General features: G+C 70.7%; 13 protein-coding genes and 2 pseudogenes. 13 read left to right on the top strand and 2 right to left on the bottom strand.

All coding sequences use genetic code 11. The annotated features are described in order from the left end of the window. The first annotated feature begins 19 nt into the window (after window positions 1-19). The 7 genes and pseudogenes from AC5L36_RS37870 to AC5L36_RS37840 form a co-directional block, all read left to right on the top strand. Window positions 20-1456 (top strand): TldD/PmbA family protein, encoded by a 1437-nt coding sequence (locus AC5L36_RS37870; RefSeq protein ID WP_441223473.1) that lies wholly within the window; start codon window positions 20-22, stop codon window positions 1454-1456. Further along, window positions 1456-2820: a TldD/PmbA family protein gene (locus AC5L36_RS37865; RefSeq protein WP_441223472.1), complete on the top strand. Its 1365-nt coding sequence runs from the start codon at window positions 1456-1458 to the stop codon at window positions 2818-2820. The genes AC5L36_RS37870 and AC5L36_RS37865 overlap by 1 nt, the downstream gene beginning before the upstream one ends. Before the next feature lie 54 nt (window positions 2821-2874). Further along, on the top strand, window positions 2875-3456 hold the full coding sequence (locus AC5L36_RS37860) for a hypothetical protein (protein ID WP_441223471.1): 582 nt from the start codon (window positions 2875-2877) through the stop codon (window positions 3454-3456). A 135-nt stretch (window positions 3457-3591) separates the two neighbouring features. Further along, entirely contained in the window at window positions 3592-4395 is an 804-nt protein-coding gene (gene sdhC / locus AC5L36_RS37855; RefSeq protein WP_441223470.1) for a succinate dehydrogenase subunit SdhC, read from the top strand. An 11-nt stretch (window positions 4396-4406) separates the two neighbouring features. Beyond that, on the top strand, window positions 4407-6317 hold the full coding sequence (locus AC5L36_RS37850; RefSeq protein ID WP_441223469.1) for a fumarate reductase/succinate dehydrogenase flavoprotein subunit: 1911 nt from the start codon (window positions 4407-4409) through the stop codon (window positions 6315-6317). Beyond that, window positions 6317-7073 (top strand): annotated as a pseudogene (locus tag AC5L36_RS37845) (succinate dehydrogenase/fumarate reductase iron-sulfur subunit); the annotation flags it as partial. The gene AC5L36_RS37850 and the pseudogene AC5L36_RS37845, both read left to right, overlap by 1 nt. 65 nt (window positions 7074-7138) lie before the next feature. Beyond that, window positions 7139-7321 (top strand): annotated as a pseudogene (locus tag AC5L36_RS37840) (succinate dehydrogenase/fumarate reductase iron-sulfur subunit); the annotation flags it as partial. A gap of 33 nt (window positions 7322-7354) precedes the next feature. Here the strand turns inward: AC5L36_RS37840 and AC5L36_RS37835 are convergent. Beyond that, window positions 7355-7738: a (deoxy)nucleoside triphosphate pyrophosphohydrolase gene (locus AC5L36_RS37835; RefSeq protein WP_441223604.1), complete on the bottom strand. Its 384-nt coding sequence runs from the start codon at window positions 7736-7738 to the stop codon at window positions 7355-7357. Between the two features lie 203 nt (window positions 7739-7941). Between AC5L36_RS37835 and AC5L36_RS37830 the strand changes: the two genes are divergently transcribed. Further along, on the top strand, window positions 7942-8262 hold the full coding sequence (locus AC5L36_RS37830) for a 4a-hydroxytetrahydrobiopterin dehydratase (RefSeq protein ID WP_441223602.1): 321 nt from the start codon (window positions 7942-7944) through the stop codon (window positions 8260-8262). 6 nt (window positions 8263-8268) lie between these two features. On the opposite strand, the gene ychF is transcribed toward AC5L36_RS37830, so the two are convergent. Continuing rightward, window positions 8269-9354 (bottom strand): redox-regulated ATPase YchF, encoded by a 1086-nt coding sequence (ychF, locus tag AC5L36_RS37825; protein ID WP_441223468.1) that lies wholly within the window; start codon window positions 9352-9354, stop codon window positions 8269-8271. Between the two features lie 97 nt (window positions 9355-9451). On the opposite strand from ychF, the gene AC5L36_RS37820 reads away from it, so the two are divergent. From AC5L36_RS37820 to valS, 5 genes are all read left to right on the top strand, one after another. Beyond that, the gene (locus AC5L36_RS37820) at window positions 9452-10900 is read left to right on the top strand and encodes a DNA-3-methyladenine glycosylase 2 family protein (protein ID WP_441223467.1); all 1449 of its coding nucleotides are present in this window, start codon (window positions 9452-9454) and stop codon (window positions 10898-10900) included. Continuing rightward, window positions 10897-11397: a methylated-DNA--[protein]-cysteine S-methyltransferase gene (locus tag AC5L36_RS37815; protein WP_441223466.1), complete on the top strand. Its 501-nt coding sequence runs from the start codon at window positions 10897-10899 to the stop codon at window positions 11395-11397. Before AC5L36_RS37820 ends, AC5L36_RS37815 begins: the two co-directional genes overlap by 4 nt. A gap of 110 nt (window positions 11398-11507) precedes the next feature. After that, window positions 11508-13190: an ABC transporter ATP-binding protein gene (locus AC5L36_RS37810; protein WP_441223465.1), complete on the top strand. Its 1683-nt coding sequence runs from the start codon at window positions 11508-11510 to the stop codon at window positions 13188-13190. Then, window positions 13174-15006 (top strand): ABC transporter ATP-binding protein, encoded by a 1833-nt coding sequence (locus tag AC5L36_RS37805; RefSeq protein WP_441223464.1) that lies wholly within the window; start codon window positions 13174-13176, stop codon window positions 15004-15006. The genes AC5L36_RS37810 and AC5L36_RS37805 overlap by 17 nt, the downstream gene beginning before the upstream one ends. A gap of 947 nt (window positions 15007-15953) precedes the next feature. Further along, window positions 15954-18467 (top strand): valine--tRNA ligase, encoded by a 2514-nt coding sequence (gene valS / locus AC5L36_RS37800; RefSeq protein ID WP_441223463.1) that lies wholly within the window; start codon window positions 15954-15956, stop codon window positions 18465-18467. Window positions 18468-18612: the final 145 nt, after the last annotated feature.

Genomic DNA, 18612 nt, shown 5'->3' with positions numbered 1-18612 from the left:
GCGCATAAGGTCATGTTTCATGACCCACTTCGACGCGGCCACCGCCGCGGTCCAGGCTGCGCTGGACGCCGGGGCGCGTTACGCCGACGCCCGGGTGATGCACCGGCGCTACGAGGCGATGTCCGCCAAAAACGGTGACATCGAGGAGCTTTCCCAGAGCGAGGACGCCGGCATCGGCGTGCGCGCGCTCGTCGGCAGCGGCTGGGGCTTCTACGCCGTACCCGACCTGTCTGACGCCGCCGCCCGCGCCGCCGGTGGCCGGGCCGCGAAGACCGCGGCGGCCAGCGCGCGGGTGCCGGGCCCCGCCGCGGACCTGGTGCCGGTCGGTGCCGGGGCCGGGTCGTGGGCATCGGCGTGCGAGATCGACCCGCTCGCCGTGCCGCTCTCCGACAAGGGCGACCTGCTGGTGCACGCGACCAAGACGATGCGCGAGCACGGCGCGGACGTCGCCGAGGGGCTGTACCAGATCTGGGACACCGAGAAGTGGTTCGTCTCCAGCGAGGGGCACCGCATCGACCAGCACGTCCGGGAGTGCGGCGCGGGCATCTCGTCCACCGCGATCGGCGATGGCGAGGTGCAGCGGCGCAGCTACCCGGCCTACCGCGGCCAGTACGGGACGCGCGGCTGGGAGCTCGTCCAGGAGCTTGACATCGGCGCGCACGCCGCCCGCGTGGCCGACGAGTCGCGCGCACTGCTCACCGCGCCGCTCTGCCCGGCCGGCGAGACCACGCTGATCCTGGGCGGCGAGCAGATGGCGCTCCAGATCCACGAGTCGGTCGGGCACGCGATCGAGCTCGACCGGATCCTGGGCTGGGAGGCCGCGTTCGCCGGCACGTCCTGGCTCGACCTCGACCAGCTCGGCAGCCTCCACTATGGATCCGAGCTGATGAACATCACCATCGACCCGACGATTCCGGGCGCGCTGGGCAGCTTCGGCTTCGACGACGAGGGCACGCCGGCCGCCCGGCGCGACGCCGTGCGCGAAGGGCGCTGGGTGGGCGTGCTTGCCGGGCGCGACTCGGCCACGGTCGCCGGCCTCGACTACGCGGGCAGCGTCCGGGCCGACGGGTGGTCGCGCCTGCCGATGGTCCGCATGACGAACGTGGGCCTCGAGCCAGGCCCGCACACTCTGGCGGAGATGATCGCGGCCACCGACGACGGCATCTTCATGGAGACCAACCGCTCCTGGTCGATCGACGACAGGCGGCTCAACTTCCAGTTCGGCACCGAGATCGCGTACGAGGTCAAGAACGGGCGGCAGGGGCGGATGCTGCGCAACCCCACGTACACCGGGATCGGGCCGGTCTTCTGGCGGTCGATGGACATGCTCTCCTCGGAGAGCGTCGCGTGGGGCACGCCCAACTGCGGCAAGGGTCAGCCCGGCCAGGTCGGCCACACCGGCCATCCCGCCGCGCCGGCCCGCTTCCAGAACGTGCGGGTGGGGGTGCGGGGCTGATGGAGGACATCGCGCGCCGCGTCCTGGAGATGGTCGGACCGGGGGTCGAGGCGGAGGTCTTCGTCGGCCACACCGCGCTGGCGCTGACCCGCTTCGCCAACTCGTTCATCCACCAGAACGTCGCCGACGCCACCACGTCGGTCCGCCTGCGTCTGCACGCCGACGGGCGGACGGCGAGCGGCTCGACCACCGTCACCACCGACGAGGGCCTGACCGGCCTCGTGCGGCGGACCCGGGAAGCGGCCCGGCTGCTGCCACCCGACCCGGGCTGGCCGGGCCTCGCCCCGCCCACCCCGCTCGCCGGTGCGGGCAACTGGGACGAGGCCACCGCGCGGGCCGCGCCCGACGCCCGAGCCGACCGGGTACGCGCGTTCGTGGACGCCGCCGGCGGGCTGGAGACGGCCGGCTACTGCCGCACCATGTACGCGGCCGGCGCGTTCGCCAACTCGGCCGGCCAGTCGGTCAGCGGCCGCACGGCCGAGGTGGCGATGGACGCCATCGCGCGGGCCGGCGGGGCCGACGGCCTGGCCCGCCTCGCGAGCTGGCGGCTGTCCGAGGTGGACGGTGCGGTGCTCGGCGCCCGGGCCGCCGCCAAGGCACGGGCCAGCGCCGGCGCGGTCGAGCTGCCGCCCGGCCGGTACGAGGTGGTGCTCGAGGCACCGGCGGTGGCCGACCTGCTGCAAAACTTCGCCCTGTACGGCTTCAACGGCAAGTCCTACAACGAGCGCCGGTCGTTCGCCGAGCCGGGCGCGGAGCAGTTCGACAAGGCGATCACGCTGGCCGACGACACGCTCGGCGCCACCGGGCTCGGCCTGCCGTTCGACGCGGAGGGTACGCCGAAGCGGCGGGTGACGTTCGTGTCGTCGGGCGCGACCGAGGCGGTGGCACACGACCGCCGCACCGCGGCCGAGGCGGGTGCCGCCGAGTCGACCGGGCACGCGATGCCGGGCGGCGGCGCGTTCGGCGCGGTGCCGGCGAGCATGCGGCTCGAACCCGGCCCGGCGAGCGGCGCGGCGGTGGAGGCGGGCGCCGTCGTGGATCCGGCGGCCGCCCCGCTCGTGGCCGGTGTCGAGCGCGGCCTGCTGGTGACCGACCTCTGGTACACCCGGGTGCTCGACCCGAAGAGCCTCGTGGTGACCGGGCTGACCCGCAACGGAGTGTGGCTGATCGAAAACGGCGAGATCACCACGCCGGTGCGAAACTTCCGGTTCACCCAGTCCTACCCGCAGGCGCTCGCGCCCGGCGCGGTACTCGGCGTGGGCCCTGACGTGACGACGGTGCCGGACGGCTGGGGCGCGGCCTGGCGCACCGCGCCCGCCCTCCACCTCGCGTCGTGGAACTTCACCGGAGGCGCATCGGGCTAAACCGTGATCCGGGCTGGGTAGATCACATAGCGCGGCAGTGCTTGACTTGGCGCCGTGACGGACGACGACGCCACCACCGCGGAAAAGCCGGTCGTGCCTCCCGCCGACGCGACCACGCGGCGCCGCCGCCGGTGGATCGCGATCGGCGGCGGCATCTTCGCCGCGCTCGTCATCGCCGTCTGTGGCGGGGGCATCGCCATCATCAGCGCGATCGACGGCATCGCCGACCGCGCCGAGGAAAACGAGCGGAGCGTCGCCCGCACCGACGCCGCGTGCGTCGAGCTTGAGCGGCGGCTCAACCGCCTGGCCCCGCCCGGCGCCACGGAAGACCCGCGCGACCGGGCCGTCGCCATCCGCAACGAGAACGCGGCCGTCCGCCCCTTCGTGGCCGAGATCGACCAGCTACCCGGCGACCGCCGGGAGCACCGCCAGGACTGGGTCGACGCGTGGAGCCAGCTCGTCGAGGCGCGGGCGGCCTACGCCGGCGCGCTCGACCGCCAGGCCACCGGCGGCGAGCCGGCCTTCTTCGTGCCCCCGCAGGGCCGGCGTGGCAAGCCGGTGGTCGAGCGGCTGATCGACGCCGGCCCCGACTCCTGCGACGGCTCGGTGCGCCGCCTCGCGGCGCCCGACCTGTAGTGAACTACTACACAACGTCCTGGACTTACGTAACCGCCCTGACACACGCAAGACTCCCATGCACGTGCCCGTCAACACGCGGCGTAACGTGTAGCACCGAAACCGCGCGGATGCGCCGTTAGGGAGACATAAAGAATGACGACTACGGCAACGAGGCCGGGTGCGCGGGCGCGTGCCGCCATCGCGGCGAAGACCCTGCGCACGGACCGGTGGTGGCTCGCCCCGCTCATCACCGTTGTCGGGCTCGGCGGTTGGGTTGCGTACGCCACGGTGCGCGTCTTCATGCACGACTTCTACTGGGTCGAGGACTACCACTACCTCACCCCGTTCTACTCGCCGTGCATCACCGACCGCTGCATACCCGAGGCCGCGCACTTCGGCACCTACCTGCCGGGCTGGTGGATCATCCCGGAGGCCGCCTTCAGCCTCCCGTTCCTGCTGCTCTTCCGGCTCACCTGCTACTACTACCGGAAGGCCTACTACCGCGCCTTCTGGATGTCGCCGCCGGCCTGCGCCGTGCCGGACGGCCACAAGACGTACAGCGGCGAGACCCGCTTCCCGCTGATCTTCCAGAACGCCCACCGGTACGCGTTCTACGCCGCCGGCGTCATCTCGCTGATCAACACGTACGACGCGATCCTGGCGTTCCACAGCCCGGACGGCTTCGGCTTCGGCCTGGGCAACGTGATCCTTGTCGGCAACGTGGTGATGCTCTGGGCGTACACGCTGTCCTGCCACTCGTGCCGGCACATCGCCGGTGGTCGGCTCAAGCACTTCTCCAAGCACCCGATGCGCTACCGCTTCTGGACGTTCGTCTCCAAGCTGAACGTGCGGCACATGGCGCTCGCCTGGATCACGCTGGGCACGCTCGCGCTGACCGACTTCTACATCATGGCCGTGTCCGCGGGCTGGTTCTCGGACCTCCGGTTCATCAACTGAGGGCGCCAGATATGACTACGCGAATCGAACGACACCACTACGACGTCGTCGTGATCGGGGCCGGTGGCGCCGGCCTGCGTGCGGCGATCGAGGCCCGGCTGGCGGGCAAGAAGACGGCGATCATCTCCAAGTCGCTGTTCGGCAAGGCACACACGGTCATGGCCGAAGGCGGCGCGGCGGCCGCGATGGGCAACGTCAACAGCCGCGACAACTGGATGGTGCACTTCCGCGACACCATGCGCGGCGGCAAGTTCCTCAACAACTTCCGGATGGCCGAGCTGCACGCCAAGGAGTCGCCGAGCCGGATCTGGGAGCTGGAGACGTACGGCGCGCTGTTCGACCGTACGAAGGACGGCAAGATCTCGCAGCGCAACTTCGGCGGCCACGAGTACCCGCGGCTGGCGCACGTCGGCGACCGCACCGGCCTGGAGCTGATCCGCACGCTCCAGCAGAAGATCGTCTCCCTCCAGCAGGAAGACAAGGCCGAGACCGGCAGCTACGACTCACGCATCCGGGTCTTCGCCGAGACGACCATCACCGAGCTGCTGCTCGACGGCGACAAGGTGGCCGGCGCGTTCGGCTACTACCGGGAGAGCGGCGAGTTCGTGCTCTTCGAGGCGCCCGCGATCGTGCTCGCCACGGGTGGCGTGGGCCGCTCGTACAAGGTGACGTCGAACTCGTGGGAGTACACCGGCGACGGCCACGCGCTGGCCCTGCGCGCCGGCGCCACTCTGATCAACATGGAGTTCCTCCAGTTCCACCCGACCGGCATGGTCTGGCCGCCCTCGGTCAAGGGCATCCTGGTCACCGAGTCGGTGCGCGGCGACGGCGGCGTGCTGAAAAACTCCGCCGGCAAGCGGTTCATGTTCGACTACGTGCCGGACGTCTTCCGCAAGCAGTACGCGGAGACGCCGGAGGAGGCGGACCGCTGGTACACCGACCCGGACAATAACCGGCGCCCACCGGAGCTGCTGCCCCGTGACGAGGTGGCGCGGGCCATCAACAGCGAGGTCAAGGAGGGTCGCGGCTCACCGGCCGGCGGCGTCTTCCTCGACATCGCCAGCCGCCTGCCGGCCGAGGAGGTCAAGCGGCGACTGCCGTCGATGCACCACCAGTTCAAGGAGCTGGCCGGCGTCGACATCACGAAGGAGCCGATGGAGGTCGGGCCGACCTGCCACTACGTGATGGGCGGCGTCGAGGTCGACCCGGACACCGCGGCGGCGGCCGGCCACGTGCAGGGCCTCTTCGCGGCTGGCGAGGTCTCCGGTGGCATGCACGGCTCCAACCGGCTGGGCGGAAACTCGCTGAGCGACCTGCTCGTCTTCGGCAAGCGGGCGGGCGAACACGCCGCCGCGTACACGGACGCGCTGCCGGCCCGGCCGCGGGTGGCACAGGCCGACCTGGACACCGCGCTGGAGACGGCGCTGGCGCCGCTAGAGCGCGACGGCGGGGAAAACCCGTACACGCTCCAGCAGGATCTCCAGGCCGTGATGGGCGACCTGGTCGGCATCATCCGCCGCAAGGGCGAGCTGGAGGAGTCGCTGGTCCGCCTCGCCGAGCTGCGCGAGCGGGTCGGCAAGGTCAGCGCGGCCGGCGGACGCCGGTACAACCCGGGCTGGCACCTCGCGCTCGACCTGCGCAACATGCTGATCGTCTCGGAGTGCACCGCGAAGGCGGCGCTGGAGCGGGAGGAGTCGCGCGGCGGACACACCCGCGAAGACTTCCCGTCGATGCGACCGGAGTGGCGGCAGGTCAACCTGGTCTGCTCGCTCGATGGCGACAAGGTGCGGCTGGAGCACAAGCCGCTGCCGAAGATGCGGCCGGAGCTGATCCAGCTCTTCGACCGCACCGAGCTTTCCAAGTACCTGACCGACGAGGAGCTCGCCGAGTTCGACGCGCTCGCTGAGGAGGCTGCCAAGTAATGGGCGCGAAGCGTCGTTTCAAGGTCTGGCGGGGTGACGAGACCGGCGGTGACCTGAAGGACTACGAGGTCGAGGTCAACGAGGGCGAGGTGGTCCTCGACGTCATCCACCGGCTCCAGGCCACGCAGACGCCCGACCTGGCCTGCCGCTGGAACTGCAAGGCCGGCAAGTGCGGCTCCTGCTCGATGGAGATCAACGGCACGCCGAAGCTGGGGTGCATGACCCGGATGTCCACGTTCGGCGAGGACGAGACCGTCACGGTCACTCCACTGCGGACGTTCCCGGTGATCCGCGACCTGGTCACCGACGTCTCCTTCAACTACGAGAAGGCCCGCCAGACGCCCGCGTTCGCGCCGCCGCCCCAGCTGGCGCCCGGCGAGTACCGGATGCAGCAGGTCGACGTCGAGCGCTCGCAGGAGTTTCGCAAGTGCATCGAGTGCTTCCTGTGCCAGAACACCTGCCACGTGGTACGTGACCACGAGGAAAACAAGAAGGCGTTCGCCGGGCCGCGATACTTCATCCGCGCCGCCGAGCTCGACATGCACCCGCTCGACGACCGGGAAGACCGCAAGGAGTACGCCCAGGCTTCGATGGGCATGGGGTATTGCAACATCACCAAGTGCTGCACCGAGGTGTGCCCCGAGCACATCAAGATCACCGACAATGCGATCATTCCCATGAAGGAGCGGGTGGTCGACCGCCGGTACGACCCGCTGGTGTGGCTGGGCCGGAAGATCTTCCGGCGCGACCAGCTCGACCAGGGTGAGCAGGTGCCGACCGCCGCGCTCACCGGTGCGCGCACAGAGGGGTCCGAAGTGGAGCAAGGGGTCAACTGGCACCGCGAGGTGCCGCGGCCGCAGACCGCCCCGGTGGGCGAAGACGGCAAGCTGCCGATCTCCGAGGTCGCGTTCGACCGGCCGGGTGGCCCATCGCCGTTCGGCGACGACGTGACGTTCCCACTGCCGACGGAGGGCCTCAACTACGCCCACCCCGAGCGGGACTGAGCGTGAACGTCGAGGGCGCCCTTCGGGGCGCCCTCAGCGTTTCAGGAACGGCGGCAACGCCGCCACGATCGGCGCGTCGGCCGGCAGCCACTGCACGGAGAGCAGCTCCTCGGCGCCGAGCCAGCGCAGCTCCTCGTGCTCCAGCGCCTGCGGCACGCCGCCGTCGAGCAGCTTCGCGGTGAAGACCCGCAGCAGGGCGCGTCCGTGCCCGAGGAGCACGTCTTCCCCCACGCGCTCGCCGACCGCGACGCGTACGCCAAGCTCTTCCTCACACTCGCGCACCAGCGCTTCGACGTCTGACTCGCCCGGCTCGACCTTGCCACCCGGGAACTCCCACATACCGGCCATTTCGGGAGGATCGGATCGAGCGCACGCCAAAACCCTCCCGTCTACGATGATCGCGGCGCCGACGATGATCCTTTGGTTAATCCGTTCGGACTGCACGGCCGACCAGCCTTCCAGATCAATACGAAATTCGGGTGCCTGAGCCGTCCTGTAGGGCACTAGAAGACGGAAATGTGGGCGTGGACACACCAGCCGCTTAGCGGCAAGACTGGGGGGCACCGAACGATGACGAGATGGCGACGATTTGGCCACAAGCCGGCAACGACGCCTGGGAGGTGTGGCATATGCGTGCTCTGTGGGGAAGCAGGGCTGGCCGTGACTACCTCAGCGACGCCCTGACCCTGCTGCCTGGCTGGACCCGGGAGGGTCGGCAGATCAAGCGCACGCTGGTAATCGATGATTCACAACACGCGGCACTCACCGAGCGTATCAAGGTGGTCGCCGATGCGTTACACCTCCAGCCGGAGGTCCGCCGCCTCGACGGGCACACCCAGATCCGCCTGACGCCGCGCGACGGCGAGACCATCACCGAGGGCGAGGTCACCCTCGCCGCCCGCATCGAAGACGCGTACCGCACCGTGACCAGCGGCGCCTGAGACCGCCTACACGTTGAAGCGAAACTCCACGACGTCGCCGTCTCGCATCACGTAGTCCTTGCCTTCCATGCGCACCTTGCCGGCCGCCTTGGCCGCCGCCATCGTCCCCGCGTCCATGAGGTCGTCGTAGGAGACGATCTCGGCCTTGATGAAGCCGCGCTGGAAGTCGGAGTGGATCACGCCGGCGGCCTCCGGCGCGGTCGCGCCGACCGGGATGGTCCAGGCCCGCGCCTCCTTCGGCCCCGCCGTCAGGTACGTCTGGAGGCCCAGCGTGCGGAAGCCGACCCGGATCAGCTGGTGGAGACCCGGCTCCGGTTGGCCGATCGACTCCAGCAGCTCGCGCGCCTCCTCCTCGGGCAGGTCGATCAGCTCGGACTCGACCTTGGCGTCCATGAAGACGGCCTCGGCGGGCGCGACGAGCGCGCGCAGCTCGTCGAGGAACTCCGCGTTGGCCAGCTCCTCCTCGTCGACGTTGAAGACGTAGAGGAACGGCTTGGTGGTGAGCAGGTGCAGCTCGCGCAGCTCGGCCAGGTCGATGCCGGCCGCGGCGGCGCCGGCGTAGAGCGTCGTGCCCTCGTTGAGCACCTTCGCGGCGGCGGCCGCGGCGGCGGCGATCGGCGCCCGGTCCTTGCGGAGCTTCGCCTCCTTCTCCAGCCGCGGTAGCGCCTTCTCGAGCGTCTGGAGGTCGGCGAGCATCAGCTCGGTATTGATCGTCTCGATGTCGTCACCAGGCGAGATCTTGCCGTCGACGTGCACCACGTTGGGGTCGGAGAACGCGCGGACGACCTGGCAGATCGCGCTCGCGTCGCGGATGTTGGCGAGGAACGCGTTGCCCCGCCCCTGGCCCTTCGACGCGCCGCGCACGAGCCCGGCGATGTCGACGAACGACACTGGCGCGGGGATCACCTTCTGCGAGTCGTAGAGCTCGGCCAGCTTGGGCAGCCGCGAGTCGGGCAGGCCCACGACGCCGACGTTCGGCTCGATCGTGGCGAACGGGTAGTTGGCGGCGAGCACGTCGTTTTTGGTCAGCGCGTTGAAGAGCGTGCTTTTGCCGACGTTGGGCAGCCCGACGATGCCGATGGTAAGACTCACGGGCGGCCAGTCTACGCGCCGGCCGGCCGGGCCCCGCCGCCACGGTCATGTCTGAAAACCGCGAGCAATTGGCCCGGCGGCCGGGCACGATCGATGGGTGGAGTTGGACTTCGAGCGCTGCTACCGGGCCGTCGACAGCCGTGACGGGCGGTTCGACGGCTGGTTCTACACCGGCGTCACCTCGACCGGCATCTACTGCCGGCCGTCCTGCCCGGCCGTCACGCCCAAGCCGGAAAACGTGCGCTTCTACCCGTCCGCGGCCGCCGCGCAGCGGGCCGGGTTCCGGGCCTGCCGGCGGTGCCGGCCGGACGCGGCGCCCGGCTCGCCCGAGTGGGACGTACGCGCCGACGTGGTCGGCCGCGCGATGCGGCTCATCGCGGACGGCGTGGTCGACCGCGACGGCGTGCCCGGTCTGGCCTGCCGCCTCGGCTACACCGAGCGGCACCTGCACCGCATGCTCATGGCCGAGCTTGGCGCGGGGCCGCTCGCGCTGGCCCGGGCGCAGCGGGCGCAGACCGCGCGCATCCTGATCGAGACGACCGACCTGGGGCTGGCCGAGATCGCGTTCGCGGCCGGGTTCGGCAGCGTGCGGCAGTTCAACGACACGATCCGCGAGGTGTTCGGTATGGCGCCGTCGGCGCTGCGCAAGCCGAAGCGCGGGCCGGCCGGCAGCCGGGGCCGAAGCGAGCGGAGCGAGCAACTGAGCAGAGCGCCGGAGCCGGGCGCGATCCACCTGCGACTGGCGTACCGGCCGCCGCTGCACGCCGAGTCGCTGCTGGAGTTTCTGGCGCTGCGGGCGGTGCCGGGCGTGGAGGAGGCGGACACCACGACATACCGGCGGGCGCTGCGGCTGCCGCACGGCACGGCCACGGTCGAGCTGACGCCCACGCCGGGCTACGTGGCCGCCCTGCTCCGCCTCTCCGACGTGCGCGACCTGGCGCCGGCGGTGGCCCGCTGCCGCCGCCTGCTCGACCTGGACGCCGACCCGGTGGCGGTGGACGCCGCGCTGGCCGAAGACGAGGCGCTCGCGCCGATGGTGGCGAAGGAGCCGGGTGTACGGGTGCCGCGTTCGGTGGACAGCTTCGAGATGGCGGTCCGGGCGATCGTCGGCCAGCAGATCTCGGTGACGGCCGCCCGCAAGGTGCTGTCGAAGTTGGTTCCCGCCGGGGAAAACCTGTTTCCCGGCCCGGAGCAGGTGCTCTCCCTGCCGGACGAGGCGTTCAAGATGCCGGCCGCGCGGCGGGCCACCATCCGGGCACTCGCGTCGGCCGTGGCCGGCGGCGGGCTGGACCTCGACCCCGGCGCGGATCGCGACGAGGCGGTACGCGGCCTGACCGCGATCCCCGGCATCGGCTCGTGGACCGCCGGCTACGTCGCGATGCGGGGCGTCGGCGACCCCGACTCGTTCCTCCCGACAGACCTGGGGGTGCGCCGGGGCGCGAAGGCGCTCGGCCTCCCCGACGACCCGAAGGCGCTCGACGCGCACGCGGCCCGCTGGGCGCCGTGGCGCTCGTACGCCCTGATCCGACTCTGGAGACAAGCATGAACAGCACCACCATCGAGACACCGGTCGGCCCGTTCACGATCCTGGCGAGCGACGCGGGCGCGGTACGCGCGGCTGGCTTCACGACCGACGTGGGGCGGCTGCTTGCGCTGGTACACCCGGCTCTGCGGGAGGAACCGCGGCCGCGACCGGACCTCGGACCGGTCAGCGGCGCGGTGCTGTCCTATTTGGACGGGGAGCTGGCCGCGATCGACGAGGTGCCGGTCGAGCAGCGCACCGGCGGCCCGTACCTCGCGCACGCCTGGGAGGTGCTGCGCGAGGTGAAGCCGGGGCAGCCCGTGACGTACACCGGATTCGCCCAGCTGTCCGGCCGCCCCGAGGCGATCCGGGCCGCCGCGAGCGCCTGCGCGCGCAACGCGGTCGCGCTTTTCGTCCCGTGCCACCGCGTCGTGGGCACCGATGGCACGCTCCGCGGCTATCGCTGGGGAATGAACACCAAGAAGTGGCTTCTGGCACACGAAGGGACAACAAGCTCGTAAACGTCAGACGTAACAGCTACCGTCACTGTGTGCATTACGACGGTGACCGGCGCCATCCAGTGCACAACTTGTGGCGCATCCGCCGTTATGTCCGGCCTTATCTAGCTCTGATGGTGTGGCTGGTGCTCGCGGCCTTCGCGGCCACGGGCGCCAGCATCGCCGTTCCCCTCGTCGTCCAGCGCGTGGTCGACGGCCCGATCGCCGACCGCGATCCGGCCGGCCTGTGGTGGCTCGGCGGGCTTGCGGCCGCCTTCGGGCTCATCGAGGCGGCACTCATCTTCATCCGCCGGTGGACCCAGGCCGCTTCCGCGCTGGGGATGGAAGCCACGATCCGTAACGAGATCTACGCCCACCTCCAGCGCCTCCAGATCGGCTTCCACGACCAGTGGCAGTCCGGGCAGCTGCTCTCGCGGGTCACCGCCGACCTCTCGGTGATCCGGCGGTTCCTGTCGTTCGGGCTGGTCTTCCTGATCGTCAACACGGCCACCTACGTCACGGTGGTCGCGCTCCTCATCCACCTGCGCTGGCCGCTGGGGCTGCTGGTGGCGGCGAGCGCGATCCCGCTGTTCATCATGAGCCGCCGCTTCTCCCGGGCCTACATCGCGGCGTCCCGGCGCATGCAGGACGAGCTCGGCGACGTCGCCACGCTCGTCGAGGAGTCGGCGCAGGGGCTGCGCACGATCAAGGCGTTCGGGCGGCGGCCGTTCATGGCCGACCGCTTCGGGCGGGAGGCGCGGCAGCTGCACGACACCGCGATCGGCAAGGGCCGGCTGCTCGCGCTCAGCTCCGCCCGCTTTGACCTGGTGCCCAACCTGACGCTCGCGGTCGTGCTCGTCGCCGGTGCCGCCACCGTCGCCGCCGGCGACATGACGCTGGGCCAGCTCGTCGCGTTCGTCTCGCTCCAGCTGATGCTGATCTGGCCGATCGAGTCGCTCGGCTGGATCATCGCGAACGCGCAGGAGGCGATGACCGCCGCCGACCGCATCTACGAGGTCCTCGACACCCGTCCATCCATCGTGGACAGACCACGGGCCGTCGCGGTGACCGAGTCCCGCGGGCACGTGCGGTTCGAGGCCGTCACGTTCACCTATCCGGGCACCGACACGCCGGTGCTCCGCCGGATCGACCTCGACGTGCGGCCCGGCGAGACGCTCGCGATCGTCGGCGCCACCGGCTGTGGCAAGACGAGCCTCGTCTCGCTGATGCCCCGCCTCTACGACGTCACCGGCGGGCGCATCACGCTCGACGGGCGAGACATCCGTGACATCCAGCTCGGCTCGCTGCGGCGTCTTGTGGGTATGGCGTTCGAAGACCCGACGCTCTTCTCGATGTCCGTGCGGGAAAACCTCACACTCGGCCGCCGCGAGACCACCGACGACGAGATCTACGAGGCGCTGCGGGTGGCGCAGGCCGAGTTCGTCTACGAGCTGCCGTGGGCGCTCGACACCCGCATCGGCGAGCAGGGGCTCTCCCTCTCCGGCGGGCAGCGGCAGCGGCTCGCGCTGGCCCGCGCGGTCATCGGCCGCCCGCGCGTGCTGGTGCTCGACGACCCGCTCTCCGCGCTCGACGTGCACACCGAGGCGCTCGTCGAAGAGGCGCTCTCCCGCGTGCTGCACGGCACCACCGCACTGCTCGTCGTGCACCGACCGTCCACAGTGGCCCTCGCCGACCGGGTGGCGCTCCTCGCCGGTGGCGAGATCGCCGCGATCGGCACCCACTCGGAGCTGCTCGACACCGTGCCGGCCTACCGCGCCGCCCTCTCCGCCGAAGCCGACGATGTCGTCAGCCGATAGTTGGCGCGGCCGGGCGGCCGATCAGGCCGCCGATCAGACGCTCGCGGAGACCGGCTCGGTGGTGCGGCTGCGCGCCCGCAGCCGGGTGCTGCTCGCATCGCTGATCCGGCCGCACCGCCGGGCGCTCGCGCTCGCCGTCGGACTGCTGCTGTTGCAAAACGCCGCCGGCATGGCCGGGCCCTTCCTGGTGATGCTCGGCATCGACAAGGGCATCCCACCGCTGCGCGACAACGGCGACGCCACCGTGCTCGCCGCGATCGCCACCGCGTTCCTGGCCGCGGCCGCCGGTGAATACCTCGGCAAGCGCGGCTTTCTCATCCTCTCCGCCCGCATCGGCCAGGCCGTGCTGCTCGACCTGCGCCAGCGGGTCTACGACCACTTCCAGCGCCTGTCCGTCGACTTCCACGAGCGCTACACTTCCGGCCGCGTCGTCGCCCGCCTCACCAGCGACATGGACTCCATCGCCGAGCTCGTCGACGGCGGCATCGACGACCTGGTGCTCGCCGGCCTCTCCGTCCTCTCCGTCGCGGGCATCCTGCTCTGGCTCGACGCCCCACTGGCCGCCGTGACCCTGCTCGCCTTCCCCTTCCTGCTCTTCCTCTCCCGCTGGTTCGCCCGCGCCTCCGCCCGCGCGTACCGCCGCACCCGCGAAGCCGTCGCGCTCGTCATCGTCCACTTCGTGGAGTCGCTCGGCGGCATCCGCGCCGTGCAGGCCTTCCGCCGCGAGCCGCGAAACCAGCAGATCTTCGAAGACCTCAACGACGACTACCGCCGGGCCAACCTGCACGCCTTCCGGCTCATCGCCGTCTACTCCCCCGGCATCAAGGTGATCGGCAACATCGCCATCGCCGTCGTCCTGACCTACGGCGGCTGGCAGGTCATGCAGGGCCACACCGAAATCGGCGTACTCGCCGCGTTCCTGCTCTACCTGCGCCGCTTCTTCGAACCCATGCAGGAGCTCAGCCAGTTCTACAACGCGCTCCAGTCGGCCACCGCCGCACTGGAAAAGCTCGCCGGGGTACTCGACGAGAAGCCCTCGGTGCCCGCACCGGCAAAGCCGGTGGCCCTGCCCGCCGACGCCGGCGGCGCCGTCAACTTCTGCTCCGTCGCCTTCCACTACCGCCCCGACAAACCCATCCTCCCCGCGCTCGACCTCGACATCCCGGCCGGCCAGACCGTCGCCCTCGTCGGCGCCACCGGGGCCGGCAAGTCCACCATCGCCAAGCTCGTCGCCCGCTTCTACGACCCGGTCGGCGGCACCGTAACCCTCGACGGCGTAGACCTGCGCGACGTCACCGACACCGACCTACGCCACGCCGTCGTCATGGTCACCCAGGAAAACCACCTCTTCTCCGGCACCATCGCCGACAACATCCGCTTCGGCCGCCCCAACGCCACCGACGCCGAGGTCGCCGACGCCGCACGCGCGATCGGCGCGCACGCCTTCATCGAAGCCCTCCCCATGGGGTACGACACGGACGTACACCGCCGTGGCGGGCGGCTTTCGGCGGGGCAGCGGCAGCTTGTCGCGTTCGCCCGCGCCTTCCTCGCCGACCCCACCGTCCTCATCCTCGACGAGGCCACATCCTCACTCGACGTGCCCAGCGAACGCCTCGTCCAACGCGCCCTCCGCACCATCCTCCGCGAACGCACCGCGCTGGTCATCGCCCACCGCCTGTCCACAGTGGAAATCGCCGACCGCGTACTGGTGCTCGAAGCCGGCCGCATCGTCGAAGACGGCCCACCGACGGCACTGATCGCCGATGGCGGCCGCTACGCCGACCTACACCGCCAATGGCGAGACTCCCTGGTCTAGTGCGGTGACCGCAAACCTTCACCGGGTGCCGGCGAAGCCGGCCAAGGTTTGTGGTCACGCACTAGCGTCATCTCTATGTCGGGGATGGATTAGTCACCGCGGCCGCAAACCCCCATCAAAGACGGAGATTTGAGCTACCGCGATGTCCGTCGTGGTCCGGACCGTTGCTCCCGCGGCCTCACCCGTCCGCTGCTGGTCGCGCTCACCCTCGTTTGGTCGCGGTCGCTCCCTTTGCCTCCGGCGGACGCGCGGCCCGCGATGTTTGTCCGCAATGCCTGTTGCCGAACAGGCGGCGGGAGATTTGAAACAGGGTTTCGTCGCTCTGAGTAAACGCCGCCGCCGGACGCGTGGCCCAGATCCGAGATCTTGGAGAGTTAGGGCGCTTTAGCAACCCTAAATCTCCTAGATCTCGACGTTTCTCGGCTGAGCCTGCTGACGCTGTGTCACAGACGATGGCCGGCGAGGCCGGCCCGTCCTGCGCGGGGTGCCCGGCCGAGGTTTGTGGTCACTAGACCACCGCGGAGGCTCCGTAACCACCACGGCCCTATGAGCGGCAAGGCCACTGTCACCACCCCGCCGCCGACCGGACGCGACGATCGCGTTGGCCGCATTCGTGCGAGCAGCTCGACAGCGTTCACAGCAAGCCAGTCGCACCGATCCGCGAAGGCGCCCGCAGCGACGGTCGAGGATGTCGGCGAACGCTGCCGGGAGAAGGCAGTCCGGCTGATCTACTGTGGACGGACGCGTGGTGCACGCTTTGGGTTTGTCCCGCGAACCTGGCAGCGGAGGTCGGGGATTTCGGCTCGCTCTGCGAGCCGCCGGCCGCAGCGGTGCCCGCGGGAGCATACGGTCCGCAGGTGACGCGGACGCGGGCAAAATCTCGATGTGTGAAGGGCGGGCGGGATATCGCGGTGCCGGCTCGCGCGGACGTCCGTAGGCTCTAACGCATGACTGATACGGTGCGCACCGCGCGCCCCGGTCTCCCGGACCGTCCCACGCTGGACGGGCTGGAGGAGAAGTGGGCGCGCCGCTGGCAGGAGGAGGGCACGTACGCGTTCGACCGGTCGAAGGACCGCTCGGACGTATACGCGATCGACACGCCTCCGCCGACCGTATCGGGCGAGCTGCACATGGGGCACGTCTTCTCGTACACGCACACCGATCTCATCGCGCGCTTCCAGCGGATGCGCGGCAAGATGGTCTTCTACCCGATGGGGTGGGACGACAACGGCCTGCCCACCGAGCGCCGCGTGCAAAACGTCTTCAAGGTGCGCTGCGACCCCTCGCTCCCGTACGACCCGGAGTGGACGCCCAGCGGCAAGCCGGAAAGCATCTCGCGGCGTAACTTCATCGAGCTGTGTGAGCGGCTCACCGTGGAAGACGAGCGGGCGTTCGAGGAGCTGTGGCGGCGGCTGGGGCTGTCGGTCGACTGGTCGCTGACCTATACGACGATCGGGCGCCAGGCCCGGCTGGTGTCGCAGCGGGCGTTTCTGCGCAACCTGGCGCGGGGCGAGGCATACACCGCCGACGCGCCGACGCTGTGGGATGTGGGCTACCGCACGGCGGTGGCCCAGGCGGAGCTCGAGGATCGCGAGCGTCCTGGCGCGTACCACAAGCTGCGCTTCCACGGCGACGAGCCGGTCTACGTCGAGACGACTCGACCCGAGCTGCTGCCGGCGTGCGTGGCGCTGGTGTGCCATCCCTCCGACGAGCGATACGCGGCGCTGGTGGGGCGCACGGTGCGGACGCCGCTGTTCGGCGTCGAGGTGCCGGTGCGCGCGCACGCGCTCGCCGACCCGGCCAAGGGCACCGGCATCGCGATGGTGTGCACGTTCGGCGACCTGGCCGACGTGACCTGGTGGCGGGAGCTCCAGCTCGACACCCGCGTGGTGATCGGGCGCGACGGGCGGCTGCTGCCCGAGGCGCCGGCGGGGGTGCCGGCCGGGGTGTACGCGCCGCTCGCCGGGCTCACCGTCAACGCCGCGCGCAAGGCGATCGTCGAGCTGCTCGGCGAAGACCTCGTGGGCGAGCCGCGGCCGATCACCCACCCGGTCAAGTTCTACGAAAACGGCGAGCAGCCGCTGGAGATCGTGGGCACCCGCCAGTGGTACATCCGCAACGGCGGCCGCGACCCCGGTCTGCGGGACGCGCTGCTCGCGTGGGGGCGGGAGCTGCGGTGGGTGCCGGAGCACATGCGCCACCGGTACGAACACTGGGTGGGCGGGCTCAACGGCGACTGGCTGATCAGCCGCCAGCGCTTTTTCGGGGTGCCGATCCCCGTCTGGTACCGGCTCGACGACGCTGGCGAGCCGGACCACGAACACCCTCTCACACCCAGCGAGGCGCTGCTACCGATCGACCCATCTTCGGACATTCCGGCCGGATTCACCGCCGAGGACCGGGGACGACCGGGCGGTTTCATTGGCGATCCGGACGTCATGGACACCTGGGCGACTTCCTCGCTTTCACCCCAGATCATCGGCGGCTGGGAGGCCGATCCCGACCTGTTCGGGCGGGTCTTTCCGATGGATCTGCGGCCGCAGGGGCAGGAGATCATCCGCACCTGGCTCTTCACGTCGGTGGTGCGCGCACACCTCGAGCACGGCGTGCTGCCGTGGCACACCACCGTGCAGTCCGGCTGGATCCTCGACCCCGACCGCAAGAAGATGTCCAAGTCCAAGGGCAACGTCGTCACCCCCATGGCCCTGCTGGAGGAGCACGGCGCCGACGCGGTGCGCTACTGGGCGGCCAACGGGCGCCCCGGCACCGACCTCGCCTACGAGCCACGCCAGATCAAGGTGGGCCGGCGGCTGGCGACGAAACTGCTCAACGCGTCCAAGTTCGCCCTCGGGCTGGGGGCGGCGGAGGCACTCCGTGCGCCGGTGACCGAGCCGCTCGACGCCTCGATGCTGGCCGGCCTCTCCGCGGCGCTGCACACGGCCACGGCCGCCTTCGACGAGTACGACCACACCGGCGCACTCCAGGCGACCGAGGCGTTCTTCTGGACGTTCTGCGACGACTACATCGAGCTGGTCAAGGAGCGGGCGTACGGGTCGGGCGAGGGTGCCGACTCCGCCCGCGCCGCCCTCGCGACCGCACTGTCGGTGCAGTTGCGGCTGTTCGCGCCGTTCCTGCCGTACGCGACCGAGGAGGTGTGGTCGTGGTGGCGGTACGGCTCGGTGCACCGCGCGCCCTGGCCGTCCCGCTACGAGCTGACCGCGGACGGCGACCCCGAGCTGCTGAAGGTGGCGAGTGCCGCGCTGACCCAGGTGCGCCGTGCCAAGTCGGAGCGACGGCTGTCGATGCGAGCGGACGTGCCGCTGGCCGAGGCGCTCGGCCCGGCTGAGCAGCTCGACCGGCTGGCGCGGGTAGCGGGCGACTTTCGGGCGGCGGGGCGGATCGAGCGGCTCGACCTGCTACCCGACCGCACACCTGAGCTGGTCATCGCCTGCGCGTTCTGACCCGAGGGATCAGGATGACGCCGTCGTGGTGTGCTTCAAGCTGGAGTTTGCCCGAGTCCGTGTCAGCCGCGGACCGCTGCTCCCGCCGGAGACCGCGCGGGTCGGCGGCGAGCTGGCGCTCGCCGAGATCCCCGACCCGCGCTGC

Source organism: Phytohabitans sp. LZ39 (genome assembly GCF_059359075.1).
Note: the sequence above shows the minus strand (reverse complement) of the source record. Positions and strands in the feature narration are given on the sequence as shown.

Bases quoted from the DNA above. Each gene is read 5' to 3' on its own strand.
- AC5L36_RS37850 (WP_441223469.1), top strand. From the start codon at position 4,407: ATGACTACGCGAATCGAACGACACCACTACGACGTCGTCGTGATCGGG.
- AC5L36_RS37815 (WP_441223466.1), top strand. From the start codon at position 10,897: ATGAACAGCACCACCATCGAGACACCGGTCGGCCCGTTCACGATCCTG.
- AC5L36_RS37865 (WP_441223472.1), top strand. From the start codon at position 1,456: ATGGAGGACATCGCGCGCCGCGTCCTGGAGATGGTCGGACCGGGGGTC.
- AC5L36_RS37870 (WP_441223473.1), top strand. From the start codon at position 20: ATGACCCACTTCGACGCGGCCACCGCCGCGGTCCAGGCTGCGCTGGAC.
- valS (WP_441223463.1), top strand. From the start codon at position 15,954: ATGACTGATACGGTGCGCACCGCGCGCCCCGGTCTCCCGGACCGTCCC.
- AC5L36_RS37805 (WP_441223464.1), top strand. From the start codon at position 13,174: ATGTCGTCAGCCGATAGTTGGCGCGGCCGGGCGGCCGATCAGGCCGCC.
- AC5L36_RS37810 (WP_441223465.1), top strand. From the start codon at position 11,508: ATGGTGTGGCTGGTGCTCGCGGCCTTCGCGGCCACGGGCGCCAGCATC.
- sdhC (WP_441223470.1), top strand. From the start codon at position 3,592: ATGACGACTACGGCAACGAGGCCGGGTGCGCGGGCGCGTGCCGCCATC.